Source organism: Spirosoma luteum DSM 19990 (genome assembly GCF_000374065.1).
Lineage (GTDB): Bacteria > Bacteroidota > Bacteroidia > Cytophagales > Spirosomataceae > Spirosoma > Spirosoma luteum.
The window spans coordinates 49,708-74,265 of record NZ_KB893265.1 but is presented as its reverse complement, the minus strand read 5'-3'; the positions used below and the strand labels follow the sequence as shown (position 1 = coordinate 74,265).

The window sequence follows — 24,558 nt, the reverse complement described above, 5'->3', positions numbered from 1 at the left end:
CAGGCAACCGATGAGCATGAACTTAAAGAATACGACTGGGTCAATGGAAGGGTTTCCAGTCTGGCCATAAAGCTGTTTCGTGGCCTTATAGATAAAGGTCAGGTCGAGCGTCTCCTTTAGCCGACGGTAGAAGTTGTGCTTAGGGACGCGGCTGGACAGCTGAAAACAAGTGATTTGCTTTTCGATATATTCTTTTCTGCCTTGCATACCTCAAGATACAGAAAAGGCCACTTAAATCCCTAAGTAGAGTTGTGCAACAGCCACGCCCGTTTTCCAATACTACTGGATTTATTCTACTGTCTTAAATCGCCGAAGAAGTCCGCTCCTCCACTGGTGGTACGTGGGCGTAATGCGACGGGTAAAATTATTGAGGGGTTATTCCAGCTGGGGAGCGGTCCACAGAAGACCCCGGTTTAGCTATTCAGCGAATAGTAGCTAAACACAAAAGTATTACGCCTATGCCTGTTCAACCTGAATGACCAGTACTTCCCCGAATTGGTAAATACTGCTGTACCCGTCATGTCGGCCAGCATTTATGTTGAGTTAGTGCGCTGGTTGACCAGCATTGAACAGGTCAGCCAGGGCAACAGGACTTTCAGAAATAGGATGAATAGATTCTCCAACACTGTTCTGATACCGGGTGTGAAGAGGCTGATACCGTATTGACGAACAATTTACCCTGTGGACTGCTTACAAATTAGTATCAGTAAATAAAGGCCGGGTTCGTAATCATTCAGTGCGTAAACGTGTTTAACCGATGCCAGCCTTGCTGGGTGCGTGCTAATCGGCAGTCAGATGTCGCAGGAGATGATCGACTACCCGGCCACTGCCGCAACTGTTTGATAAACCCGGCAAGATTACCCATCTGCCTACTTCCCGCGTTTTACTCGCTCAACTCCCTTTACGTGCCAGAGTTAAATCGGATAGCACGGCCTGACGCGGACCAAGCAGAGCGTTAGTCAGCTATAGTAAGTTTTATAACAGCGTGCCTTTAACCAGTTCGTTTTCAATTATTAATCGTATACCATGGGTAATCAGGACAAGAGAACCAAGAATATCAAGAAAGTGGCAACTAAAGCGCCTAAAGCCCCCGGTGCGGCCAAAGTTCCTAAGTATGAGCAAGGCGAAACCGGCATAACCTCCCCGCTTCAGGCTCCTAAAGTCAGAAAATAAGGGTCGTTTTGGTATAGGATTATCCACTCGTTTTTGAGCGTCCTGAAAACACGCCCGGCTACTGCCTTGCCCCGACCGTCCTCGCTACAAATTTGACCAACATAGGGTTGATCTCCGGTCTCAACCGCTATCGAACAGTCAGCTTATAGGCTATCCTTTACCAAGCGTCACATGCTTCCTCATAGCATAGCGGCTCCAAAAACGCCCGCGCTGTCGCCCAGTTTTGGTTTGAGAAAACGGGTGTGTATCTCGCGACTGTTGAAAACGTATTTTCTGGCCCGTTCCACGCCTTCGGTGTACAGCAGGTCGATGTTACCCAGTCCCCCGCCAATCACGATGGCATCGGGGTCCAGCATGTTGATAATAGTGGCGATACCCCGGCCAAAAAACTCCAGCAACCGGTTCACCGTCTGGCTGGCTACCAGATCATTTCCTGACTGATATTGCTTTATTATTTCCTGCATCGAATGGTCCTGCCCATTCACCTGCTTATAGTACCGCTGTAGAGCCGGGCCAGAGATGACCTGCTCTACGCAGCCCCGTTTGCCACAATAGCAGGCATGACCATTTTCTTCCAGAATATTATGCCCCCATTCGCCCCCCAGTCCCTGTAAACCATTAAGCACAAAAGGGCGCTTGTAGGGCTTTTTGAATGTGTTCCGTACCACAATACCGCCCCCCACGCCGGTCCCCATAATGACACCGAACACGGTCTGGTAGTCGGGCACAATATCGGGCACTATACCCATCGTGGCTTCGGCCAGGGCCAGGCAGTTGGCATCATTGGCCAGTGCGACGGGTACACCCAGCAGACGGCTCAAATCCTGTTTCAGCGGCTTGCCATTCAGCACGGTGGTGTTGCAGTTTTTCATAGCCTGCCGCGCCGGGTCGAAGGTGCCGGGAGTCGAGAAACCGATGTGCTGGGGTTGTAACCCCGTTTCGGCTTTGAGCCTGTCTACGAGTCGGACAATCTGATTCAGTATGTGGTCGTAGCCCTCGTGGGCTTCCGTGTCGATTCGCTGTCGAATAACGACGGCATCGGGCGAGGATGCAGAGAGGATTACCCCTTCAATTTTAGTACCGCCCAGGTCAACACCCCAGTATGATTTCATAGATGATGAAGGATTTAGGAATTACGATTTACGATTTTATTCACTTCGGCCCGTAGCTTTACAGGAGAAAAATTAGCGACAGTCCATTTTAACGTATAAAAACTATGCTCACGGTTGGTCAGAAAGCCCCCGATTTCACCTTGTTCAACACGGACAAGAAAGAAATTTCTCTTCACGATTTCCAGGGTAAAAATCTGGTGATTTTATTCTTCCCGATGGCCTTCACCAGCGTCTGCACCGCCGAACTTTGCGAAATGCGTGACAACATCGCAACCTACGCAAACCTGAACGCCGATGTAGTGGGTATTTCGGTGGATTCGCCGTTTACACTGGCTAAATTTAAAGAAGAACAAAAACTGCCATTCGATTTACTATCCGATTTTAACAAGGAAGTGTCGCAGGCATATGAATCCTACTACGAAACCTTTGCCATGAATCTGAAAGGGGTGAGCAAACGGTCTGCCTTCGTGGTGGACGGCAAAGGAAGTATCCGGCACGCCGAAGTGCTCGAAAGCGCGGGTGACACACCCAGTTTTCAGGCTATTCAGGAAACACTTTCCGCGCTTAAGGGATAACGCGCTCTTTTTTTCGTACCTTTGCGGGAAATTTGTCTGGTACCATGGCGTCGTTTAATCCGGTTAAGATCTTTTCGGGCAGTGAATCAACCTACCTGGCCGAGAAAATCGCACACTACTACGGGAAAGATCTGGGCGGGTACACCTGTCGCCGGTTTAGCGATGGCGAAATGTCGCCGAGTTTTGAGGAGTCGGTACGGGGATGCGATGTATTCCTGATTCAGTCTACCCCTCCTCCGGGCGACAATCTGCTGGAACTGCTGCTGATGGTCGACGCGGCCCGCCGGGCTTCGGCGCATTACGTAACCGTGGTAATTCCGTATTTCGGCTATGCCCGTCAGGATCGGAAAGATAAGCCCCGCGTGTCTATTGCGGCTAAGTTGGTGGCCAATATGCTGGCAGCCTCGGGTGTCGACCGATTGATGACGATTGATTTGCATGCAGGACAGATTCAGGGATTTTTCGACTTTCCGGTCGATCACCTCGAAGGAACGTCCGTTTTTGTGCCGTATATCAAGAGCCTGGAACTGGAGAATCTGGTCGTTGCCTCGCCGGATGTGGGGGGAGCCAACCGCGCCCGTACGTTTGCCCGGCACTTTAACGCCGACATCGTACTGTGCGACAAGCACCGCAAACGGGCCAACGAAATTGCGTCGATGCAGGTTATTGGAGACGTAGAAGGGGCCAACGTGGTACTGGTGGATGACCTGATCGACACGGGTGGAACGATGGCTAAGGCAGCTCAGATCATTATGGACAAAGGAGCAACGTCGGTGCGGGCGGTTTGTACGCACCCGATTATGTCGGGCAAAGCCCACGACATAATCGGTAATTCCGTGTTGGAAGAACTGGTGGTGGCCGATACCCTGCCCATGCAGCAAACCAACGAAAAAATAAGAGTGCTGTCGGTGGCGGAGTTATTCGCCAAAGCTATTGGCCGCATCAGAGACCATGAATCTATTAGTTCACTGTTTATAAAATATTGAAGAGCGAAAGACTGAAAGAGTGAAAGAGCGTTTTGTCTTTTTCACTCTCTCGCTCTCTCGCCCTTTCACTCTTTAAATTAATTATTATGCAAAAACTCGAGATTGTAGGGTATCAAAGAGCGAATCTCGGCCGCACGGAATCACAAGCGATTCGGGCCGAGGGCAATGTTCCGTGTGTGTTGTACGGGGGCAATGAGCAGGTGCATTTTTACGCGCCGGCTATTCTATTCCGCGACTTAATTTATACACCCAATATTTTTGAAGTTGAACTGAATATCGAAGGCACCATTTATCGGTCTATTCTTCAGGAAACGCAGTTTCACCCAGTTAGTGACGCGCTGATTCACGCCGATTTCCTGCTGGTGACGGACAAAAAACCCGTCAAGATTGCGGTTCCGGTTCGTTTGGTCGGTACAGCGCCGGGTGTTCAAAAAGGGGGTAAACTGGTAACCCGCGTTCGGAAAATGCGGGTGAAAGGGAGTATCGAAAATATTCCTGATTTTATTGATGTCGATGTATCCAACCTTGAGTTAGGCAAATCCGTACGGGTGAGTCAGATTTCGGTTAAAAACATCGAGATGCTCGAACAGGCATCAAACCCGGTAGCCAGCATCGAAATCCCACGGGCACTTCGGGGCACGATTGCCAAGTAAGTTGGTTGTCCGTTTGTTTTAATACACTAATAGATTTACAATACTACCCGGCCAGTTCTCTGGCCGGGTAGTATTGTTTTCAGTGGGCTCGTTTGGGTGTACCCGTCAGCTTGTTAAATTCCTGCTGCTATACGCCCCATCCATCCATACGCTAAACGAGAATGGGTCCCGGATGACCAGTAAATTTGGCTTTCCGGGACCCATTCCCACTCTCAGCCTGCCCGTTTAAGCGCTGCCACCGTTCACGTCCAGCAGACTACCGGTAATGTATGACCCATCGTTGGAGGCCAGCAGTACGTATGCCGGGGCCAGTTCTTCGGGCTGACCGGGCCGTTGCAGGATTGTTTTATTAGCCGCTTCAACAACGCCGTCCGGTCCCATACCGGCACCCGGCAAAAACGGCGTATAGATTGGCCCGGGCAGTACTGCATTGACCCGAATTTTACGTTCACCCAGTTGCGTTGCCAGCGACATGGTGAACGCGTGAATCGCACCCTTTGTCGAGGCATAATCCACCAGTTTGGGCTGCCCTTTCTTACCCACGATGCTCCCTGTATTAATAATGGCATCACCTTCGTGCAGGTGAGGCAACGCGGCTTGTACCATGAAGAAATACCCGTAAATATTGGTTTCGAAGGTCCGGCTTAGTTGCTCTTCAGTGATATCCTCAATCTTCTCGACAATGTGCTGGTAAGCCGCGTTATTGACCAGAATATTGAGCTTTCCGAACTCAGCGATGGTTTTATCGACTACCTCCTGACACTTCGCTTTGCTGCGAACGTCGGTTGCCAGCGTCAGGCATCGGCCATCAAACTGCTCGGCCAGCCGCTTCGTCTCCTGCGCGTCTACTTCTTCAGTTGCCAGGTAGGAAATCACCACCGAAGCTCCTTCTTTGGCAAAGGCGACGGCCACAGCCCGGCCAATGCCCGAATCCCCCCCGGTCACGATAGCCACCTGCCCTTTTAACTTGCCGGCAGCCTGATAGTTTGTCAGGTCACTATCGGGTTCAGGGGTCATTTTGGCCTGAATGGCCGGAAATCCCTGTACTTTACTGTTAAGTTCTTCCGCTTTTGGATAATCGAGTGGTTCCATCAAAGAATAAGTTTCTAGTGTTGAGTAATACGTATTACCCCTATGAATCGCTTTGTACACGGCGATTGTTTACTGCAAACCCTTTTTATGATGCAGCGGGCAAAATAAGTGGGGGTCACTTCCCTACCTGATTAACTGGTAAGGAGATAACCCCCACTGGCTGAATGACGCTTACTTTTTACCGGGGCCGACGGGTACCACCGGCAGCGGGTTGCTGGGGAGCCTGCTGCTGGTCACCACCGGCGTCTCCTCCTTTCACGTCGTCGTTGTTGATGGACTTGCCCTTTTTCTGCTGACCGTCATCGAAGGTCAGCTTGCCAATCTTATAGCTGAAATTAACCCGAACACCGGCGTTGTACTGACTTGTCAGACTGCTCTGGGAGAAAATGGGCGACGATGATTCGGAGCGTCTCGTAAATGGATAGTTAAAGAAATTTTCGGCCGCAATCCCGAAACTCCCCCGCTTGTTTTTCGTATCTTTCTTTACACCGAGGCTGTAAAACGCAAATCCACCATCGTACCCTTGTAGCTGCACCTGTTTTCCTCTGGCAAAGGCAAAGCCCTGCACGCCCCAGCCGTTTTTGAGCGAGAGGTTGGTAAACAAACGTCCGGATACGACGAAACCGGAATTAGTGGCCTGGTAGATGGATGCGGCATTGTTATTAGTTATGTAAGCGTAGTACATTTCCAGTCCACCGCCAATCTGCCACTTTGAGAACAGCGTGGCGTTACCAAAAATATTAGTACCGTACGCCGACTCACGGCCAATGTTCAGGTAGGTTGTCCGGATAACCTGCGCCAGGGCGGGGTTATTCACCTGTCCCACACTCGTCCGGACCGTGTCGCGAACGCTGTTGATGGAGTTGTTCGTTTGCCGGGCAAATAACGACACGTTCAGGTACACATTTTTCACGTACGCACTGGTGCTGAACTCATAATTGTCCGTCAGTTCGGGCGACAGCAAAGGGTTACCCTGCGTGATATTCGTGGGGTTGGATGCGTTGATGTTCGGGTTCAGAAACTGAATGCCGGGGCGCTGCAACCGGCGGTTGTAGGCCAGTTTAATGGTTTTTCCTCCTTTCAGCGTCTTGGATATGTTGATACTTGGCACAAAGTTGTTGTAACTTGGGATACCCAGATCCTGCCCTGCCTGTACGGTTTGCTCACCCGTTGTCTGGCTCTGGCTGAAGAAGGCCTTGATTGTGGTGTGTTCAAAACGCATCCCGGCTTTTATAGAATACTTATTTTTGGTGGTAATCAGGTACGAAAAGTACCCTGCACCAATGTTCTGATCATAATTGAGGGTGTTGGCAGGCCGCAAAAAATCAGTTTGTAACGCCCCGTTACCGGAGGCCAGCAGGTAGCTGTAGTTGCTCTCTACCTGCCGAAAAATCCCCTTCCCCCCAAACTCGATCTGCTGGTTTTTACCAACCGGCGTCTGGTAATCGGCCTGGAGGGTTGATTCCTGGTTGTAACTATCGTTCAGGTTCTGCTGGCGGGCCGTAATCGTGGCAAAATCGGCCGAACTCAGAATATCGGCGATGAAGTTATTATTTCGATTGTTGCGGCTATACTGCGCCGACAGACTCAACTCCTGCTGGGGTTTGGCGTAGGTGTGGGTATAGTCGATGTTAGCATCCAGCGTTCCTGAATTGTCTTTCGTCTGCACGTTCCGGGCGTTGTACACCGGGAAGAAGGCACCGGTCGTTTTGGTGATAAAATTATCCTGGAACTGGGTGTTGTTCCGAACACCGTAACGCAAACCGACATTCAGCGAACTGTATTTATTGATGTCATAATCGAAGCCCAGCCGATACTGACCGAAGGCTCCCTGGCTACGGGTATCGGCACTTTGCTCCGTCAGAATAGGGCCGTTGGCACTTACGGTTCGCTGCGTGTTGGCAAAGTTACCCAACACGTTATAATTGGCCCGGCCAAATCCGCCCAGGCTAAAGCCAACTTTACCCAGCCGCAGATTACCATTCAGGCCCAGGTTACTGCCCCGGTTGCCCACGCCGGAATCAACGTTGAGCGTAAACCCCTGTAATGTCGTCTTCTTGGTGGTAATGTTGATAATCCCGGCCGACCCTTCTGCATCGTACTTAGCCGAGGGCGAGGTAATGACTTCTACCGTTTTAATCATGTCGGCAGGAATCTGCTTGAGCGCATCGGCTACGCTACTGGCAATGATAGTACTAGGCTTGTTGTTGATCAATACCCGCACGTTGCTGCTCCCCCGCAAACTCACATTCCCGTCCAGGTCTACCGTTAGCAGAGGCACCTTCCGCATTACCTCGGTGGCATCGCCCCCTTTAGACATAACATCTTTATCGGCATTGTACACCAACCGGTCAACTTTTTCTTCCACCATAGCTGTCTGCCCAACAACCTGCACTTCTTTGAGTGTCCGGACATCAGCCGCCAGTTTAATATTGCCCAGGTTGATTTCCTGTCTACGGTCAAGTTTCAGGCTGGTAATGGTTTTTTCCCGGTAGCCAACGAACGAAATAAGCAGTCTGAAATCACCTTCCGGCAATTTGGTCAGTGTAAAGGCCCCTTTCTCATCGGCAATGGTGCCATCAATCGGTTTTTTTGTTGATATATCAACCAGGGCAATACTGGCAAACTCAACCGGCTTACCCGAAGTTGAATCGACAATTATGCCCGTTATTTTGCCATTGCCCTGCGTTTCCGGAATAATCTGCCCCCTGACGGCCTCGGGCAGAGTTAGCAGTGTAAAAATGAATAAGAGAGCGGGTAGTATGTTTTTCATAGTCAGGAAGTTAAAAAAAATGGTTCAGCCTGTAGGCCGGTGTCTATTTTTGTAAATTGGTAAAACTTGGGATTATCCCAAAATAAAGCGTGTTCAGGCAAAAATCAGGGCAAATTTCCTCAAATAATCTACTTCTACATAAACGGTGTGTCGCCCACACGAACGGGACGGATTACTTAGGAAAACAACGTCGGGTTAGTACTCAATTCCGGGTAAGTAGCGGGTTCCAGTACCAAAGGCACATCCGTTGGCTCCGTTCTTGATGTTATCCGCTTGCTGATGCTATAGCTATGCATGTGGCTGGCCGGATACGGTTCGGCCAACAGTTTTAAGGCGTTTGTTTCGGTCAACTCACTGTTCAACCATATTTGTTCACTTTCCTGCGTCAGCAGGCAGGGCATTCGTTCCTTGGTGTTGTGAATGGCCGCCAGTAGCGGGTTGGCCTCCCCCGTCAGCAGCGTGTAGGTCTTAATCAGCTCCCCCGTTTCCGGGTCGGCCCATTCATCCCAAAGCCCGGCGATGGATGTTATTTTCTGGTCGGTCATGGTGATGTAGAACGGAAATTTTTTCCCCTTCAGCGTGTGCCATTCGTAAAAACCCGTTACCGGAATCAGGCACCGTTTACCCGATTTTGCTGCCGACCGAAAAGAAGGTTTTTCGTAGATAGTTTCGGAGCGGGCGTTGATGGTTCGGGTACGTATTTCGGTGGCATCTTCCCCTGTTTTAGTCCAGGGTGGAATCATTCCCCAATGCATAAACTGCAACCGGTTCGGTTCCTGGTGGGTAAGAATGGGCCAGACAGGCAACTGCCAGGCATTGGCATGGTAGACCGGCTCGAAATGAGCCGAATCAGGTAACTTAACGGCGTAGCGGGCTTCCAGTTCCGATGCGGTAACGGCCAGCGATTTATGAAAACACATGAGCGGACTAGTTGGTCGTAACTAATGGGTGATGTCAATTACTGAAACAAAGAAAGTAACCCCGGGGTTATGCCAATCGAAACAAAGCTATAAAACGCCCCCTCATGAGCGAGTCGCCCAAACCAGCCAGCCACCCGGAAAACGCCACTACTCTGCCTGTTAGTACCCTTTCTGACCTTGAACGTAGTAACTGGGACCAGCTTCTGGCGGGCACAGAGCAACCCGACTCCCCCTTTAAAACCATGACCATTGCCACCTGCACCCAGCGCGGGGCCGATGCGCGCATGGTGGTGCTGCGCGGGGTAGATGAAGCCCGGAAGTACGTTTGGTTTTATACCGACTCCCGCGCCGAAAAGGTGCTGCAACTGGAAGCTTTCCCCATGGCAACACTGCTGTTCTGGGATAGTGGGCAACAACTACAACTTCGTCTTTCGATTGAAACCCGGCTCCACACGGATGATTATATTGCGGATGAGCACTGGAAGAAGTTAGCGGTGAGTGGCCGCAAAGCCTATCTTTCGGAGCCGGTTCCGGGTAGTGAACAACCGCAGCCCTACCCGGGCTTCCCCGAACAGCTGGCCGACAAGCTCCCCTCGGCCGAAGAAAGTGAGGCCGGACGTAAAAACTTTGCGGTTATCGAATGCCGGGTGCTGGCTATGGAATCCCTTCACCTCAGCCGAAGTGGCCACACAAGAGCCTGTTTCCAGTACGAACCCGAATCCAGAATGATGTGGCTGGCTCCGTAAACGACCGCGCCTTTAATTACGACCTCGACTACCGGGGTCTAGACCTGCGTGTGCAACCCGAACTGTACCGGGTTGGCAAGGGGGAGCAGGGCGTGTTGTTAGTACAGCCCTATAAGGACGAAATTCTCCCCTACTGGCGATTTAAAACGCCCGATATAGCCCGCGAATCGTCTGAAAAAATTTACCGGTTGTTCCTGGATTATAAAGCCAGTCATGACTTCATCGGCATGGACATGGCCCGGAAGTTTCTGCAGATGGGCTACACCCGGGCACGGCGGTACGCGAATCATAAAACCGGCCAGAAATACGACGGTCCCGTTCCCAACGATCAGAAAGGCCGGTCGGGCGCCCATGGCCGCGATCAGCTTCCCCGTGAAGAAGACCCCGTAAAAGCCGAATCGGCCCGCATATTCTACGGTAAATACCTGGAAGCCCGGGAAGATGCGGACTACAAAAAACTACGAAAGGAGTGGCAGGAAAAGTACGGCTAGTTCTACAATCTTTGCGAACTTTGCGCCGGGCCGCCGTTGCGGTTTCCTCTGTATAGGTTGCGGTTGAAAAATCAGCCGCAAGGATTTCTCCAAGTACACAAAAGACATGCAACTCCTTGACGGTAAATTTCTTTCGGCACAAATAAAACAGGAAATAGCGGCTGAAGTCGCCCAAATTCGCGAACAGGGCGGCAAAATCCCACATCTTGTGGCTATTCTGGTAGGCAGCAATGGCGCTTCGGAAACCTACGTAGCGTCCAAAATGAAAAACTGCGAAGAGGTAGGCATGCACTCCACCCTCATCCGGCTGGACCCCTCCGTCTCGGAAGAAGAACTGCTGGACAACGTGCGGGCGGTAAACGAAAACCCGGATATGGACGGGTTAATTGTGCAGCTCCCCCTCCCCGCTCACATCAACCCCGACCGCATCATGGAAACCATCGACCCCGCCAAAGATGTGGATGGTTTTCACCCCATAAACATTGGTCGCATGGCCAAAGGGCTACCCGCTTACGTTTCGGCTACGCCACAGGGCGTGCTGGAAATGATAAAACGGTATGACATCAAAACAGCCGGCAAACACTGCGTGGTGGTGGGCAGGAGCCAGATTGTAGGGTTGCCAATGTCCATTCTGATGCAGCGTAACACTTACCCCGGCAACTGTACCGTTACCCTCACCCACAGCCGTACCCGGAACCTGGCCGAAATTTGCCGGTCGGCCGATATCCTGGTAGCCGCCCTCGGTAAGCCCGAATTCGTTACTGCCGACATGGTAAAGGATGGGGCCGTAGTGATTGATGTCGGGCTGGAGCGGGTGCCTGATGCCAGCAAAAAAAGTGGCTTCGCCCTCAAAGGCGACGTAAAATTTGATGAAGTAGCCCCCAAAACCAGTTTCATCACCCCCGTTCCCGGCGGTGTGGGCCTGATGACCATCTGCTCGCTGATGCAGAACACCCTGAAAGCCGCCCGGGGCGAAGTGTATGGAAAGTAGACTACCGCGCAGGTTTATACATGACCAGTGGTAGTTGACTTGGTCCGGTATCAGGGACGGTCGTCCTGTTTACTGGCAATGGTCTCCAGCGTATTGCCTTTGCGGCCGTTGCAGTGCTGGCACATGGGCTGGTAGTTGGCCAGTTCATTGGCTCCCCCCCTGGATTTGGGCAGGATGTGGTCAACGGTCATCAGCACGAAATTGGCCGTGTACAGGTCAACGTGATGGCCGCCACTCGGATTGACCGACGACAGCAGATGGACTCCTTCAACGCCACAACGCACACAGACTGTACCCTTGTTGGCAAACACCTGTAACCGGCGGTGGGTCTTGTATTTAGTCTGTAACAGCTCGAAATCCAGCCGTTTTAGTACGCGGTTCCCGTTCAGGGTTTGCGGTAGTTTCATGCGAATAGTCACTAAATCGGGCACCAGTGGGCTTCTCCTCCATCCCCTGACCGTGTTATAATTAATTAGCCGACAGTACGGTAAGTACGGGCTGTTTTTGTCAGAACACCAATCCCGGGAGTGAGGTTCAACAGACTGCCGACCTGTCTTTTCAGTACTTCCAGCTCGTCAAATCGGCCCCCGCCGGGTGGCTCTCGTCCATGCGTTTCAGCATTTTGTCGATGTACATCGTATTGTAGCGCAGTCGGCTGATGTAGTTAGGTACGTTGGGATCGCCGTTCCAGCAGTGCTCAAAACGGTCGCCGTAGGCTACCTCGCTGTTGGCAACCGGATTCTTGACATTTTTCAGAAAATCCTCCATCAGGTACACCGCATTGTTGAGGTAGTAGTTGTCCATGTCGCCACAGTAGATATGGATTTTGCCGGTTACTTTGGGCCCCAGGGTTTTCCAGTCGCGTTTCAGGATGTGCATCAGATCGAAGTGTTCGCGCCAGTAGTCAGCCACGGATTTGTCAATGACGCCGGTCTTTTTGTCCCAGATGCGTTTGGGGTACCCATCCGGTCCGGCGGGCGAGTAGACCGCTTCCCAGATGTCGAACTGGTCGCCGGAGCGGGAGTGCGTACCGAGGGCCAGTTCGCGATGGTTGGTTTGTTCGAGTGTCGACTGAATCTGCCCCAGATTGTTGCGGTGAGCGGGGCGGGGTGTCTGCCGGAACGGGCCTTCTTCGTAGTAAGCGTTTTTGTCTTTGTAGAGATTAAACACGGTGTAGGCATCAAACGCGATGGGGTCAGGGCAGGCGGCAAAGCAGCCGTTAAACTCGTCGGGGTAGAATACCTGCGCGGCCAGGGCCTCCCAGCCACCCGTGCTGCCGCCGTACGTGAACCGCGCCCACCCCTACCCGATACCCCTAAACTGCTTTTCAATTTCGGGCAGGAGTTCGTACATGATGGCATCGCCGTAGGGTCCGATGTTTTCGGAATTCACGGCGTAGGAATCGTCGTAGTACGGGTTAGCGTGCTGAATTTCCACAATCAGCATCCGGGGAAAGTCTTTGCTAGTCCATTTCTGATAGAAATCATACGCTTCCTGCGCCACGATTTTTTTATAGCCGCACAGGTTGAACCGAGCAATGTAATCAGTCGTATCCATGTTGGCAGGCGGGGGTGTCTCGCTAAAACCCGAGAAATCGGCGGGGAAGTGGCCGTGAAAAATCGCGAGTGGGTATTTGGCTTCGGGGTGTTCAGCAAACCCGGCCGGAATAAGCACGTTGGCCCCAATAAACATCGGCCTGCCCCAGAACTCGGTCAATTTCTGGCTCTGAATTTTTACGTGCTTGATAAACTTCGTGTCTTTCGGGGCCGGGATTGCCGGATTCGCCTGGTCTAAAACCACCGCAACCGACTGCTTATCGCCCGCTTTCAGCGAAATTTTCTGTGGTTTGCTGTACAGGTTGCCGGGAGCCGTGCGCCAGTTTTGCCCCTCTCCCCTATCCATCGGCAATTTTACGGTGCGCCGGGTTCCGTTGGGACCGTTTTTGACCTGACATGTTTCGTATTTGTGGAGAACGGCCTGTACGTAATACTCACCGGGGGCAATGTCGCGCAGGCCCTCTTTTGGGTAGCCATACTCGCTCGGGCCGCGCATTGCAGCGTCCACCACAGCCGCCTGACCGGGTTTTAGTGCGTTTACATCCAGCCCAAACACCTGAGCCGTTTCCACCGCGTCGCTCACCTGCTGCCGGGGTTCTGTTTTGTCGGTTTTGGCCAGGATAAGCAACACCCGGCCATCCAGCGGCTCTTTACTCTGCGATGCGGGAAAAGAGACAGAAAACTTCAGGGCAGGACCGACGCTTGCCGGGCCGACGCTCGCCGGGCCGACGCTCGGTTGGGCATATACGTTGGTAAGCAAGAACGCATTAAGAAGATGCAGGAGAAGTCGATTCATGAATCTGTAGGTTGAAATTCCCCTCAAACTACGCAAAAAAGTAATTACCCGTACCGGATTGGCCTTATGGGCAGCCAAGCAGGTACGGGTAACATACATCTTTGTTTCCTGATGCCAGGGAACGCACTCTCTAATTACTCGTTAGGCGTTTCCCTCTAGGATTCGCTCCATTGGGAATGTCCTGTTCGGATGGGGTGTTTATCGTAATCCAGCTCATTGCTGGTGGATTGATAGCGAATGTCCGGACAAGATGCTCATTTTTTTTACCGAGTTCAACGGTGTACTTGCCAATCGGCATGCCGGACAGGTCAAAATTCCGGCGATACAGGGCTATCGACTCAGACTCTTCGTACCAGACTTTCCCCTGCTCATCCCGAATCGTGAGCTGTACCGCACCGCCCGTTGGATTATTGAAATTGACTCTAATGGTGGCGGGGCGACTCGATAATGGATACACAACGGCTTCGAGTTGGGTAGGTGCCTCTGTCAGCTTCAGTTGACCACTGTAGGTTTGCGCTGTGGAGGTCGGAGACGAGCCCAACAACAGGCAGGTAGTCAGCGCGGCCAGCGCGCAAGCGGGTAAAAAAGACCAATTGGTTTTCATGTTACTACTGTTTTAGTTGTGAATAGATTTGATAAATGTGTACTTGAACCAGTACGGCAAAGCGATTAAAAAGCAGGTAGACAAAGCAACCCGTAAACGATTCAGGGGCGAAGGCCGGCAACCGAAGCAGGAACAGGCTGGGCATCGAACAGGGAATTTAGTTGCCTGTTCAACCGACCCACGACAACGCGCCTTTTCAGATTCAGGTGTTTCTGGCGCAGCGTATCAGTCCGGATTACCTGCCGATTGTCGGCGTAAAAGTGGATAATAGCCGGTCTCCCGACGTTTTCTTCGACTACCCAAAACCCAATGGGGGGCGGAGTGGGCTGCCTGACCCGGCTGTGGTATTGCCCGGTGCGAGCCGTGATTTGGGCATGGGTTAGGAGCGGATTGGTAGCAGGAATCTGCCCCAGAGCCAGCCCGGACGAAAGGGCAAATAGAGTAATCAGGGACGTTTTCATAAAAAGAGGAAGGTTTATAGTGTGGATAGAAAAATAACTGTTGGCTTGCGGGCCGTTGCTGGTTAGTCGTAGCCTGGGATGGGGACGGAAACAGGAAGGGGAATTATTTTTTATATTAATCTCCCACTCGTTGTACACCACAAATCCCGGCCTGTGTCGCCAGGCGTGTAGCCAGTTACCGATTCGTAACAGCTGCCTCGCCCGAAACTGATTGTAGAAAATAACGCTTCGGTTATTGCCGTGAACCGGGTAACGAACCAGCCCCGGTCGCTGACTGAACTATACATTGGGTGTAATTACCCGTTGATTAAGGTCAGTCAGGCAGGTTGTAGGCTTTTTTAACGGCCTCATAATCGGTGTAGTCAATGGCGCCTTTACGGCCTGTCACTACTGCGGAAGCTGGTATCAGAACAATGCGGGTAGCCGCGAAGGTGTCGGTTCCACCAGGGCCACCCGATACCCGAATCACCCGAACTGTCGAACTGGCAGCAGGAATTATATAATTTCTGTATTCATTGGTTCCGTTAAAAATGCCGGGAATGGGATACCATGATGCCGCACTGTTACTCAGGTACACAAAGATGGCAGCCTGGCTGGCCATAGCCGCTGAAACACCAGACATCGTGTAGTCAATACTGCTTCCTGTATGGGTTCGGGAGCCATACGTTATCTGCGTTACATTAGCACTCCCCGCAGGCCCGGCAGGACCAGTTGCTCCTGCCGGGCCTGCGGGACCGGTTTCACCCGCCGGACCGGGGTCGCCGGGTTTGCAGGCGGCAAAAAATGACATGATGGTCAACGCCAATAACAGCGGACGGATGATTTGGGCAATTTTGGTGTGAAACATGGTACTAGAGGTTTGATTGTGTGGGAGCCATGTGGCCGGTTTGATTTAACTGCACTAAAAAAGTCTTGAAACGGCATGCTGTGGCGATGCAAAACGTGTTTCGTCTACTGACCAGCCGTAGATGTAATCGAATTGGTTTCGTAAGAATGTGGTTTGAAGCGGGGATTCTTGATGCACCGGTTCACCGTTCAGCCTCTTTACGTTTCTATAAATGCCCTGATGCGCCATTCTGAACGGATAAGCCTGCCCATTAGTCGCGGCTTGAAGCCGGTTGGTAAACAATCAGCCCGTTTTTTTTTGAGAAATCGGTTTTTACTGTACCTTTCTAGTATCAACCCAACACATATGAGCCTATTTGCCAGACACTTATCCGATGCCGAGATTATTGCAGGCATACAGACTGGAGGCTCCACCCGCCACAGCGTCGAAAACCGGCTTTACGAACAATACCTCTACTTTATTCGGGAAGGCACCCGCAAACACCGGCTACCGGAAGAAGACTGCGTTTCGGCCTACGACGATACCATTCTGGCCGGTATCGACCATATTACTACCGGGCGGTTTAAGGGCCAATCCAAGCTGGAAACGTATCTCTATCAAATATTTAGTAACAAGTGTGTTGACCTGATCCGAAAAAAAACGACTAACCGGGAGCAGGTCCACAATGCCGTTTCTATTGACGACACGCTCCTGCAACTACCCGATCCGGCACGCACGGTGGTGCAGCAGCTTATCATACAAAGTGATATCGAACAGCTACATCAGCACCTGGAGGCCATCGGCGACAAATGCCGACAGATGCTGCTGGCCTGGGGCGAAGGGTACACCGACGATGAAATTGCCCAGCAGATGAAGTACAACACGGCTTCGGTTGCTAAAACCAGCCGATTGCGTTGCCTGGAGAAATTGCGGGAATCTTATACCTCAACAAAAAAATGAACGATCTTAACACCATAGATAATTACTTCGCCGGGCAGCTGACCGAGCCGGAAAAGGCGCGGTTTGAGCAGCAGATCAGTATGGATACTGAACTGGCGGAAGCCGTAGCCTTTTACGTACAGGCTCGCCAAACGGCCCGTCTGCAGGCGCAGGCCGGGCGCAGAGCCGAGTGGGCTGCCATTCGGGAGCGGCAGATTAAGGTGCGTCAACCCGTATGGGTACCAATGGCCTGGGTGGCTGCCGCCTGTGTACTGCTACTACTGGGCTTCTTTTTGTTTAGCCCGCAACCATCTGCACGGGAAGTAGCTGACCGCTATATACGGGAAAACCTGACCACGCTCCCGGTAACGATGAGCAGCCAGCCCGACACGCTCCAACTGGCGCGGCAAGCCTACAACACCGGCCAGTTTGCCCAGGCCGAAACCCTGATTGCCGGTTTACAGAAACGGCAATCTGACAATACGGACGTACTAAAACTAGCCGGGCTTGTTTCCCTGCGGCAGGGCAATTACGACAAAGCCATTGAGCAGTTTCACAACCTAAGCCAGCGCACCGGCCTACAGGCCAACCCCGGCCCGTTTTATGAGGCCATTGCCCGCCTGAAACGCAACGCGCCGGACGATGAATCCACGGCCAAAAAAATGTTACAGACGGTCATTGAGCAGAATCTGGATGGCAAAAAAGCGGCAAAAGAATTGATTGACGACTTATAAATTTACCTAATCAGACTACATGTATGAAACCCACACCTAACCCTAAAGACCCTTATTCAACTCCCCACCAGGGCAGCGAATCCGATGATAAACAGTTTAAAAAATTGGATGAGATAAAAGCAACGCTGGGCATTTACTCCCCTATTGCGTTGATTCCGGGCTTCAAGAAGTTGATAGCCGTTCCGTATCAGAAAATTCTGATTGTACGTACAGGGCTGAGTATTTCGTCGGAATTATTGACTCCAAATAACCAGACAACTCTTGATTTCATACCCGTTGGCAGCAGCACCCCCATTTCGCTGCCGGTGCGGGTAGTGCGCGTCTGCGAATACCCTAACCCCGACGATGAGTACGGGATGCCGACGAATACGGTACTCATCGAGTGGCAGCCGATCAATACGTTATTAGGTGAGTCCAACAAACCGTTTGGCACATTTGTGGACGACAAGAGTAGGATTGCTGCAGGTGGGCAAATTGAAAACCTGATCGTACAGGACCCGCCCAACAACAGGCCCGGCCCGCCTATTGTTACGGTTGAGGCTGCGGAGGATATCCCGCTACCCGATGGTTTTTTCGTTGAAGACAGCGATTTTACTATTCACCCGCCACAAGGAACAGTGGGGGACTCTACTAACCCCATCGTAGCGGTGCTGGATACGGGAATAAAGACGCAATTCAACCATGACGATGGTACTACGACCAACCAATACCCTGACAGCAGCCAGCCCTCCCGGATGAAATCCTTTAAACTGGCTCAAGTGGGTGCGGAATCAACAAACGTTCTCAACAAGAATGGATACAGCCCGGTAACCAACTACCTGCGGGCCAGCCAGGATTCAGACCCGGTGGCCGATAGGGCTTACAGGAATATTTCAACGCTCACCCGATTATCCGTATTGTCGAATGAGAAAATCCTAAACAGCCCCTACGATGACCACCTGATAACTAACGGGGAGGAAGTGCGCGGTCGACATGGGACAACGATATCGGCTATTATCAATCAGAAAAGTACAGCCGCTGTTTTACCGGTAAAGATTTTCAACCACGGCGGGCAGGGAACCCTCTACGATTTACTGTGCGGCCTGAACTATGTGCTGGCCTGCCATGGAGATAACTTCAAGGTTCGGGTGGTCAATTTGAGCCTTGCCGGTCAGTTTCACTACGATGCCTATAAACTGCTGTACGCTAAATTCAGGGCACTGCACAAAGCCGGTATCTGGACCGTTGCAGCCGCCGGAAACCGTAAGATTACCGATGACGAAACCAGTCGCCGGGAATTGAAAATGAATGTAACAGCCCCACCCCCTCGCTTTGATCCTTCGGCCAACACCAGTACCCGGGAGGTCTGGAATTTGTTTCCAGCCTGTTTTGCGGGTGACCCTGAGCTGTCGGTAATTACGGTAACTACCGTTCGGAAGTCCCCTGATAAGGACGTTGCCCTGCAACCGAAAAGCCCAACGTCGATCTGGGTATTAATCGGGACGTTACTGGGTATAGTTTTTAGTCTGTTCAAATCTCCAAAAAAATTTACAGTTACCCCGGTTTACAAAACGGTAAATAACTACGGCAAGTCGTTTGTGAGCGTGGGCGTAGTAGAGCCGCTTACGAAAGTTTTCAAGAACGCAAATTCCGGCCTGAATACGACCTCGTTTGCAGCCGCCTTTTTCTCGGCCAAACTCGCTGATTACCTGAAGGATAATGCTACGGCCAACCGGCAGCGAATACTCGATGACCTGACATTCAGAGGAGAAATGTTTTCGAATAACGAGATTGCCGACAACCGGCTCATTTGCTACGAATAAGCTACTCACCGTACGCGTATGCTACGCTTCCTTGCTTTGCTATGCCTGTTATATTGCGCTGGCACGATGCCCCTAAGGGCACAATGCCAGCCTAAACCGGCATGGCAGGCAAGGCTACAAAAAATTTCGGCTCTGGACACGATAGCCAATCAGGAGTCTGCGTTGCAAAAATGGGTGACGGGCTGGCAGAGGTGTTATCCTAAAGCAGATTCGGTGTATGTCGATGCGTTGCTGCAGTTGAGTCTGGCTCAATTTTACCAAAATGATTTCCCAGCGGCCATTGGCACGGCAAAACAGGTGCTACCCCTGTATCAACAGTTAACACCCGCACTCAGAGCAATTGACCTGGTTAGAACGCACTGTCGAATTGGGATTTATTACAACAGCAATGAGCAAAACACGGAAGCCATCGGGCATCTGAAACAGGGCGTTACCCTCGGCAAAACGACCAAAAAAGCCGAAAAATACGTGGCCAACTGCCACCTGTATCTGATATATGCCTACTTCGTTACCGGAGAAATTGAAAAAGCCCTCACACACGCCGACATGGGCGGTACGCTGTCCTTATCCATAGGCGACTCAATAGCTTCAGCCAAAATATGGGAGCAGAAAGGGCAGGTACTCAACGAAATGGGCCGCCACCGGGAAGCAAAAATCGAACTGGAGAAAGCCATTCGAATACTCCGGCATTACCCCAACGAATGGTTCTCCCTGGCCAGTCAACACCGGCTTCTGGGTACAATCCTATACGCACTCGGTCAGCCCGACAACGCACTAAAAGAACTCAATGTAGCCTATCGGCTAGCCGAAAAAAATCAGCATCAAAATCTGTCCGATTTTCTGAACACCATTGGCTATCATTACTACAAGCAAAAAAATTACCAGCTGGCAGTAACCTACTATCAGAAAGGGCTTGAGGTCGACAAGAGTGCATACAGCAAAGTCAATCTGTACAACTACCTCGGCCGGACGCATTCACGCCTGGGTAATTACAAAAAGGCCCTGAGCCTCTACCAGCAGGGGATTGCCACCATGTTTCCCGGCAGCAGGCCAACTACCCTTGTTGGTCTCCCTCCGGCTCAGACAATACGGAGCATTTACCAGAAAGATTATCTGCTCCTGATTATTCAGGATAAAGCTGATACCTGGCTCGATTGGGCCAAAGCCACTCATAATGACACCGTCCGGCTCAAAAACGCACTTAAAACCTACGCTCTGGCCGATACCATGATTGACTTCATGCGCTGGGAACATACGGGGCAGCAGTCCAAACTATTTTGGCGCAGCAAAACCCACCGGCTCTACGAACAGGCCATCGAAACGGCATTCCGGCTCAACGATGCCCCGGCGGCCTTCCACTTTATGGAGAAAAGCCGCGCGGTACTGCTCAACGACAAACTCAATGAACTGGGTGCCAGTCGGCAACTTGCCCCGGCTCAACTCGCACAGGAACAGCAACTCCGCCAGCGCGTAGCCGACTGGCAGACCAAAGTAGCCACCGAAAAACCCAATACGTCCACTTACGCCAACGCGCTCGATGGCCTGCGAACGGCTCAGGAACAACAGGAAGCCTTTGTAAAAAACCTCGAACAAACCAACCCTGCCTACTACCGCTACAAGTACGATAACCAAACTATTTCACTAAGCCAGGTTAGAGAGCATCTTATTAAACGCAGCGCTTCCCTCCTCACCTATTTTATAGGCGACAGCACCCTTTACGCGCTGAGTGTTACGCCCTCCGGAAACAAGCTCCTGCGCCTGCCCGCTGCCTACTACACCAGGCCAGCCGCCGAACTGTTAGCCTTCAACGCCAACCCCGACGCGCTCAACCGGCAGTTTACACACTACCTCACGGTTTCCAACCAGCTTTACCGTTCCTTGCTGGCTCCGCTGCGCTTACCGGCCGGCCGGGTTATTATTTCGCCGGATGGGGTACTGCTCCCTTTCGAAGCCCTTAGCACCTCAGCCACTAAACCCGAATTTCTGGTGAATCAGTACGCCTTCAGTTACGCTTATTCACTGAACCAACTGTTCAAAGAACCAACCGATACGGGTCGTAAACCGGGCTGGTTCGGGCAGTCGGGTACGTTTCTGGGTATTGCGCCGGTGGGATTTTCGGCTAGGCTGGGACAGGTGCCGCTGGCGGGGTCAGACGAGGTATTGATCCGGATTAGCAGTAAGTTCTCAGCTCCGGCATTGCTGACGGGCAATGGGGCCACCCGGCGGGCGTTTGGCGAACAGGCGGGGCAGTACCGAATCATCCAATTGTTCACCCATGCCGATGCCGACAGCACCGACCGGGAACCCACGCTGTTCTTCGCTGACTCTACCCTGCGCCTGTCCGAACTAACGACCACCGGGCAGTTGCCTGCCGAACTGGTAGGGCTTTCGGCCTGCAAAACGGGCATTGGGGCCAATCAGCGGGGCGAAGGCGTATTTAGTCTGGCGCGGGGCTTTGCCTCCTTAGGCGTTCCGAGCGTACTGACCACGCTCTGGAACGTGGAAAATCGGGCAACCTATGACCTCACCGAACTCTTTTACACCAGTCTATCAGAAGGCCTACCCAAAGATGTGGCCTTACAGCAGGCTAAGCTAGCTTACCTCGCCGACGCTGACCAATCCGATCAATTACCCAACCGTTGGGCAGGTTTGTTGCTCGTCGGCAATGCTGAACCCATCGAAACGCAACTTCCTCTGGATAAATGGGTGGGTGGGTTTGGCGTAGTGTCAGGTTTGGCGGGAGCCTGGTGGTTCCATCGTCGCAGACAGCGGCCCCGCTAAATCGGGCTTTACCCTCCCCCTTCCCTTAGGTCTCGAAACCGTTGCTCCGTTTTAATAATCTGGTAAGGTTGGGGTACCTCATTTTTGCAGAGGGTCGTATCGGCTATACCCTTATATTCGTGGCCAGACTTACCCGGCTTACGGCATGAAGAAACACCCATCCGACCTTCTCCTGACACGTACCCCATGAGTGAGCCTCTTATCACCAACGATGCCATCACGCTTGGCCTGTTTTTGGTTGTGCTGACCCTTATTTTCACTACATCGCAGTCCGAACGTCCCTTCTGGCAACGGCTGTACACCTACATACCATCCCTGCTGCTGTGCTACATTTTCCCGGCTACGCTGAACAGCCTGGGTATCATTTCGGGCGCGCAGTCCAGTTTGTACAATGTGTCGACTACGTATCTGCTGCCAGCGGCTCTGGTGCTGCTCACGTCCACCGCCGATTTACGGTCCATTGCCCGGCTGGGCAGCAAAGCACTCATCACCTTTTTGTCCGGCACAGTGGGGATAATAATCGGGGCACCCATTGCCTTTTTCATCGTGATGGCCCTGATTCCCGGCTTCCGGGAGCAGGCCATTGCGGGTGAGTACTGGAAAGGGCTGGTCACCATTTCGGGGAGTTGGATAGGTGGCAGCAGCAGTCAGTTGGCCCTGAAAGAAATTTACGGCTGTAGCGAAGCCCTATTTGCCGTTGTGCTGGTGGTTGATGCGGTGGTTTCCACCAGCTGGACGGCCTGCCTGATTTGGGGAGCAGCGCACAAAGAAAAAATAGACCACTGGCTCCGGGCCGACACTACGTCCATCGAAGAAGTCAAACAACGCATTCTGCAGTATAAACAAACCCCCGACCGCCCGGCCAATCTGCTGGATTTGAGCACCATTCTGGCCCTCGGCTTTGGTGGAGGGGCCGTTGCTCATGGGCTGGCCTACGTAATTTCGTCCCAACTGCAACCCTACAAAACCGCGCTGGCCGAATACGGACTGGCCCCGTTCACGTCTAACTTTTTGTGGGTAGTGATGCTCTCTACCACGCTGGGCATTGCATTATCCTTCACCCGCTTGCGCAAACTTGAAAAGCTCGGCACCACTGACCTGGCTACCCTCTTCGTTTACTTCCTGATTATGACCATCGGGATGCGACTCGACCTCTCCAACCTGGGTGGTAACCCCGGCCTGTTTCTGGTGGCGGTTATCTGGATGCTGATTCACGTACTGGTCATGCTGGTTACGGCCCGCATCATCCACGCTCCCTACTTTTTTGTGGCCGTGGGCAGTCAGGCCAACATCGGCGGGGTATCCACGGCACCGGCCGTAGCCTCTATTTTTCATCCCGCCCTGGCTCCGGTGGGCGTGTTGCTGGCCGTGCTGAGTCATGTGCTGGGCACGTACGGCGGACTGCTCACCGCCTGGCTCATGCGGCTGGTGGAACGCTGATGGCTAATTCTTACCGAAGCAGAGAATCCTGGATTTCGCTTTTGCCGGTCATTTTCTTTTTCGCTCACCGTGTCAACTGCTTTTCCCTGCGAATCAATTTGCTTACCAGTCGGGTTAATAGCAATTGTCCGTAGTATAGCCGTTGACGCTGGCACAATCATTAATAAACTACATGAGTAACCAACTTATAGTTGTAGCCGGTGGAACCGGTAATCTTGGCGGTAAAATAGTAAGGGTTTTACTGGATAAAGGGGCCCAGGTTCGGGTTTTAGTTCGCTCAACCAGCGACGCTGAAATAGTAAGTCATCTTGAGCAAATCGGGGCAGAAGTCGCAGCGGTGGACATGACCAGCGAACAGGCAATAGCCACTGCGTGCACCGGTGCGACCTGTGTAGTGTCGGCACTGGCAGGTTTACACGATGTGGTTATTGAGGCCCAGAAAGTACTGCTGAACGGCGCTGTTTTAGCCGGAGTACCCCGGTTTATCCCGTCCGATTATTCATTGGACTTTACAAAATTCACCGACGGAGAAAATCGCAACCTGGATTTAAGAAGGGATTTTCATACCTACCTGAATAAGGCACCCATTGCAGCCACAACCATTTTTAACGGGGCATTCATGGATATGCTGACCAATGAAATCCCGATGATCCTTTTCAAAAAGAACCTGGTACTTTATTGGGGTAATGCGGACCATAAAATAGGGTTCACTACGGTAGCCGACACCGCTATGTTTACGGCAAATGTAGCCCTTGATGCATCCACACCCCGTTATCTGCGGATTGCTGGTGACCGAATAAGCCCGCGGAAAATCAGAGACGTGATGAGTGAATTGTCCGGGAAAAGATTTCGTATGCTCCGAACAGGAGGACTTGGATTACTGGGTGTACTGATAAAAATAGCCAGACTAATGGCACCGGCAAAAACTGACCTGTATCCGGCCTGGCAAGGAATGCAGTACATGAGAAATATGATGGACGAACGGGCAACGGTAAACACCACCGACAACAATCGTTACGCAGGTATGAAATGGACAACCGTCAAAGACCTGATTTCGGAGCAGAAACCCAGCTGGCAATGAACGAAGACGGCTGGCACGTATGAACG

22 protein-coding genes and 1 pseudogene are annotated in these 24,558 nt (G+C 52.0%); 13 read left to right on the top strand and 10 right to left on the bottom strand.

Annotation, left to right across the window (positions count from 1 at the left end):
* Positions 1 to 207 (bottom strand): transposase (locus B156_RS30910; protein WP_018621058.1); only part of this gene is annotated, 207 nt, incomplete at its 3' end.
* Positions 208 to 1,026: 819 nt separating this feature from the next.
* On the opposite strand from B156_RS30910, the gene B156_RS31810 reads away from it, so the two are divergent.
* On the top strand, positions 1,027 to 1,173 hold the full coding sequence (locus B156_RS31810) for a hypothetical protein (RefSeq protein WP_018621057.1): 147 nt from the start codon (positions 1,027 to 1,029) through the stop codon (positions 1,171 to 1,173).
* Positions 1,174 to 1,352: 179 nt separating this feature from the next.
* Here the strand turns inward: B156_RS31810 and B156_RS0117450 are convergent, their stop codons facing one another.
* Positions 1,353 to 2,285 (bottom strand): ROK family protein, encoded by a 933-nt coding sequence (locus B156_RS0117450; protein ID WP_018621056.1) that lies wholly within the window; start codon positions 2,283 to 2,285, stop codon positions 1,353 to 1,355.
* A gap of 104 nt (positions 2,286 to 2,389) precedes the next feature.
* On the opposite strand from B156_RS0117450, the gene B156_RS0117445 reads away from it, so the two are divergent.
* The 3 genes from B156_RS0117445 to B156_RS0117435 all read left to right on the top strand — a co-directional run bounded on the left by B156_RS0117445 (position 2,390) and on the right by B156_RS0117435 (position 4,499).
* The gene (locus B156_RS0117445) at positions 2,390 to 2,860 is read left to right on the top strand and encodes a redoxin domain-containing protein (RefSeq protein WP_018621055.1); all 471 of its coding nucleotides are present in this window, start codon (positions 2,390 to 2,392) and stop codon (positions 2,858 to 2,860) included.
* Positions 2,861 to 2,904: 44 nt separating this feature from the next.
* Positions 2,905 to 3,846, top strand: a complete 942-nt coding sequence (locus B156_RS0117440) for a ribose-phosphate pyrophosphokinase (protein ID WP_018621054.1) — start codon at positions 2,905 to 2,907, stop codon at positions 3,844 to 3,846.
* A gap of 86 nt (positions 3,847 to 3,932) precedes the next feature.
* A complete protein-coding gene (locus B156_RS0117435) occupies positions 3,933 to 4,499 on the top strand; it encodes a 50S ribosomal protein L25/general stress protein Ctc (RefSeq protein ID WP_018621053.1) in 567 nt (188 codons plus the stop codon).
* Between the two features lie 225 nt (positions 4,500 to 4,724).
* Here the strand turns inward: B156_RS0117435 and B156_RS0117430 are convergent, their stop codons facing one another.
* The 3 genes from B156_RS0117430 to B156_RS0117420 form a co-directional block, all read right to left on the bottom strand.
* Complete coding sequence (locus B156_RS0117430; protein ID WP_018621052.1) at positions 4,725 to 5,591, bottom strand: SDR family oxidoreductase; 867 nt, start codon at positions 5,589 to 5,591, stop codon at positions 4,725 to 4,727.
* A 178-nt stretch (positions 5,592 to 5,769) separates the two neighbouring features.
* Positions 5,770 to 8,364: a TonB-dependent receptor gene (locus B156_RS0117425; RefSeq protein ID WP_018621051.1), complete on the bottom strand. Its 2,595-nt coding sequence runs from the start codon at positions 8,362 to 8,364 to the stop codon at positions 5,770 to 5,772.
* Positions 8,365 to 8,540: 176 nt separating this feature from the next.
* On the bottom strand, positions 8,541 to 9,284 hold the full coding sequence (locus B156_RS0117420) for an SOS response-associated peptidase (protein WP_018621050.1): 744 nt from the start codon (positions 9,282 to 9,284) through the stop codon (positions 8,541 to 8,543).
* 104 nt (positions 9,285 to 9,388) lie between these two features.
* Between B156_RS0117420 and B156_RS0117415 the strand changes: the two genes are divergently transcribed.
* The 3 genes from B156_RS0117415 to B156_RS0117405 all read left to right on the top strand — a co-directional run bounded on the left by B156_RS0117415 (position 9,389) and on the right by B156_RS0117405 (position 11,512).
* On the top strand, positions 9,389 to 10,030 hold the full coding sequence (locus B156_RS0117415) for a pyridoxamine 5'-phosphate oxidase family protein (RefSeq protein WP_018621049.1): 642 nt from the start codon (positions 9,389 to 9,391) through the stop codon (positions 10,028 to 10,030).
* Positions 10,015 to 10,521 (top strand): DUF4385 domain-containing protein, encoded by a 507-nt coding sequence (locus tag B156_RS0117410; protein ID WP_018621048.1) that lies wholly within the window; start codon positions 10,015 to 10,017, stop codon positions 10,519 to 10,521. The genes B156_RS0117415 and B156_RS0117410 overlap by 16 nt, the downstream gene beginning before the upstream one ends.
* Before the next feature lie 106 nt (positions 10,522 to 10,627).
* Positions 10,628 to 11,512 carry a bifunctional 5,10-methylenetetrahydrofolate dehydrogenase/5,10-methenyltetrahydrofolate cyclohydrolase gene (locus B156_RS0117405; protein WP_018621047.1) on the top strand — a complete coding sequence of 295 codons (885 nt, stop codon included), beginning with the start codon at positions 10,628 to 10,630 and terminating at the stop codon, positions 11,510 to 11,512.
* 50 nt (positions 11,513 to 11,562) lie between these two features.
* Here B156_RS0117405 and B156_RS0117400 read toward each other — a convergent pair whose 3' ends face one another.
* From B156_RS0117400 to B156_RS0117380, 5 genes and pseudogenes are all read right to left on the bottom strand, one after another.
* Complete coding sequence (locus tag B156_RS0117400; RefSeq protein WP_018621046.1) at positions 11,563 to 11,919, bottom strand: HNH endonuclease; 357 nt, start codon at positions 11,917 to 11,919, stop codon at positions 11,563 to 11,565.
* Between the two features lie 151 nt (positions 11,920 to 12,070).
* Positions 12,071 to 13,864, bottom strand: a pseudogene (locus tag B156_RS29345) (alpha/beta hydrolase).
* A 130-nt stretch (positions 13,865 to 13,994) separates the two neighbouring features.
* Positions 13,995 to 14,468 (bottom strand): DUF3244 domain-containing protein, encoded by a 474-nt coding sequence (locus tag B156_RS0117390; RefSeq protein WP_018621043.1) that lies wholly within the window; start codon positions 14,466 to 14,468, stop codon positions 13,995 to 13,997.
* A 101-nt stretch (positions 14,469 to 14,569) separates the two neighbouring features.
* The gene (locus tag B156_RS0117385; RefSeq protein ID WP_018621042.1) at positions 14,570 to 14,929 is read right to left on the bottom strand and encodes a hypothetical protein; all 360 of its coding nucleotides are present in this window, start codon (positions 14,927 to 14,929) and stop codon (positions 14,570 to 14,572) included.
* A 313-nt stretch (positions 14,930 to 15,242) separates the two neighbouring features.
* Positions 15,243 to 15,776, bottom strand: coding sequence for a collagen-like triple helix repeat-containing protein (locus B156_RS0117380; RefSeq protein WP_018621041.1), 534 nt, complete (start codon positions 15,774 to 15,776; stop codon positions 15,243 to 15,245).
* A 345-nt stretch (positions 15,777 to 16,121) separates the two neighbouring features.
* On the opposite strand from B156_RS0117380, the gene B156_RS0117375 reads away from it, so the two are divergent.
* From B156_RS0117375 to B156_RS0117350, 6 genes are all read left to right on the top strand, one after another.
* Positions 16,122 to 16,715 (top strand): RNA polymerase sigma factor, encoded by a 594-nt coding sequence (locus B156_RS0117375; protein WP_018621040.1) that lies wholly within the window; start codon positions 16,122 to 16,124, stop codon positions 16,713 to 16,715.
* On the top strand, positions 16,712 to 17,428 hold the full coding sequence (locus B156_RS0117370) for a hypothetical protein (protein ID WP_018621039.1): 717 nt from the start codon (positions 16,712 to 16,714) through the stop codon (positions 17,426 to 17,428). Before B156_RS0117375 ends, B156_RS0117370 begins: the two co-directional genes overlap by 4 nt.
* Positions 17,429 to 17,451: 23 nt before the next feature.
* The gene (locus tag B156_RS0117365; protein WP_018621038.1) at positions 17,452 to 19,230 is read left to right on the top strand and encodes a S8 family serine peptidase; all 1,779 of its coding nucleotides are present in this window, start codon (positions 17,452 to 17,454) and stop codon (positions 19,228 to 19,230) included.
* Positions 19,231 to 19,248: 18 nt separating this feature from the next.
* Entirely contained in the window at positions 19,249 to 22,011 is a 2,763-nt protein-coding gene (locus tag B156_RS0117360) for a CHAT domain-containing protein (protein ID WP_245563765.1), read from the top strand.
* A gap of 186 nt (positions 22,012 to 22,197) precedes the next feature.
* A complete protein-coding gene (locus B156_RS0117355; RefSeq protein ID WP_018621036.1) occupies positions 22,198 to 23,451 on the top strand; it encodes a DUF819 family protein in 1,254 nt (417 codons plus the stop codon).
* 172 nt (positions 23,452 to 23,623) lie between these two features.
* Positions 23,624 to 24,532, top strand: coding sequence for an NmrA family NAD(P)-binding protein (locus B156_RS0117350; RefSeq protein ID WP_018621035.1), 909 nt, complete (start codon positions 23,624 to 23,626; stop codon positions 24,530 to 24,532).
* The last annotated feature ends 26 nt before the right edge of the window (positions 24,533 to 24,558 follow it).

Bases quoted from the DNA above. Each gene is read 5' to 3' on its own strand.
- B156_RS31810 (WP_018621057.1), top strand. From the start codon at position 1,027: ATGGGTAATCAGGACAAGAGAACCAAGAATATCAAGAAAGTGGCAACT.
- B156_RS0117450 (WP_018621056.1), bottom strand. From the start codon at position 2,285: ATGAAATCATACTGGGGTGTTGACCTGGGCGGTACTAAAATTGAAGGG.
- B156_RS0117445 (WP_018621055.1), top strand. From the start codon at position 2,390: ATGCTCACGGTTGGTCAGAAAGCCCCCGATTTCACCTTGTTCAACACG.
- B156_RS0117440 (WP_018621054.1), top strand. From the start codon at position 2,905: ATGGCGTCGTTTAATCCGGTTAAGATCTTTTCGGGCAGTGAATCAACC.
- B156_RS0117435 (WP_018621053.1), top strand. From the start codon at position 3,933: ATGCAAAAACTCGAGATTGTAGGGTATCAAAGAGCGAATCTCGGCCGC.
- B156_RS0117430 (WP_018621052.1), bottom strand. From the start codon at position 5,591: ATGGAACCACTCGATTATCCAAAAGCGGAAGAACTTAACAGTAAAGTA.
- B156_RS0117425 (WP_018621051.1), bottom strand. From the start codon at position 8,364: ATGAAAAACATACTACCCGCTCTCTTATTCATTTTTACACTGCTAACT.
- B156_RS0117420 (WP_018621050.1), bottom strand. From the start codon at position 9,284: ATGTGTTTTCATAAATCGCTGGCCGTTACCGCATCGGAACTGGAAGCC.
- B156_RS0117415 (WP_018621049.1), top strand. From the start codon at position 9,389: ATGAGCGAGTCGCCCAAACCAGCCAGCCACCCGGAAAACGCCACTACT.
- B156_RS0117405 (WP_018621047.1), top strand. From the start codon at position 10,628: ATGCAACTCCTTGACGGTAAATTTCTTTCGGCACAAATAAAACAGGAA.
- B156_RS0117400 (WP_018621046.1), bottom strand. From the start codon at position 11,919: ATGAAACTACCGCAAACCCTGAACGGGAACCGCGTACTAAAACGGCTG.
- B156_RS0117390 (WP_018621043.1), bottom strand. From the start codon at position 14,468: ATGAAAACCAATTGGTCTTTTTTACCCGCTTGCGCGCTGGCCGCGCTG.
- B156_RS0117385 (WP_018621042.1), bottom strand. From the start codon at position 14,929: ATGAAAACGTCCCTGATTACTCTATTTGCCCTTTCGTCCGGGCTGGCT.
- B156_RS0117380 (WP_018621041.1), bottom strand. From the start codon at position 15,776: ATGTTTCACACCAAAATTGCCCAAATCATCCGTCCGCTGTTATTGGCG.
- B156_RS0117375 (WP_018621040.1), top strand. From the start codon at position 16,122: ATGAGCCTATTTGCCAGACACTTATCCGATGCCGAGATTATTGCAGGC.
- B156_RS0117370 (WP_018621039.1), top strand. From the start codon at position 16,712: ATGAACGATCTTAACACCATAGATAATTACTTCGCCGGGCAGCTGACC.
- B156_RS0117365 (WP_018621038.1), top strand. From the start codon at position 17,452: ATGAAACCCACACCTAACCCTAAAGACCCTTATTCAACTCCCCACCAG.
- B156_RS0117360 (WP_245563765.1), top strand. From the start codon at position 19,249: ATGCTACGCTTCCTTGCTTTGCTATGCCTGTTATATTGCGCTGGCACG.
- B156_RS0117355 (WP_018621036.1), top strand. From the start codon at position 22,198: ATGAGTGAGCCTCTTATCACCAACGATGCCATCACGCTTGGCCTGTTT.
- B156_RS0117350 (WP_018621035.1), top strand. From the start codon at position 23,624: ATGAGTAACCAACTTATAGTTGTAGCCGGTGGAACCGGTAATCTTGGC.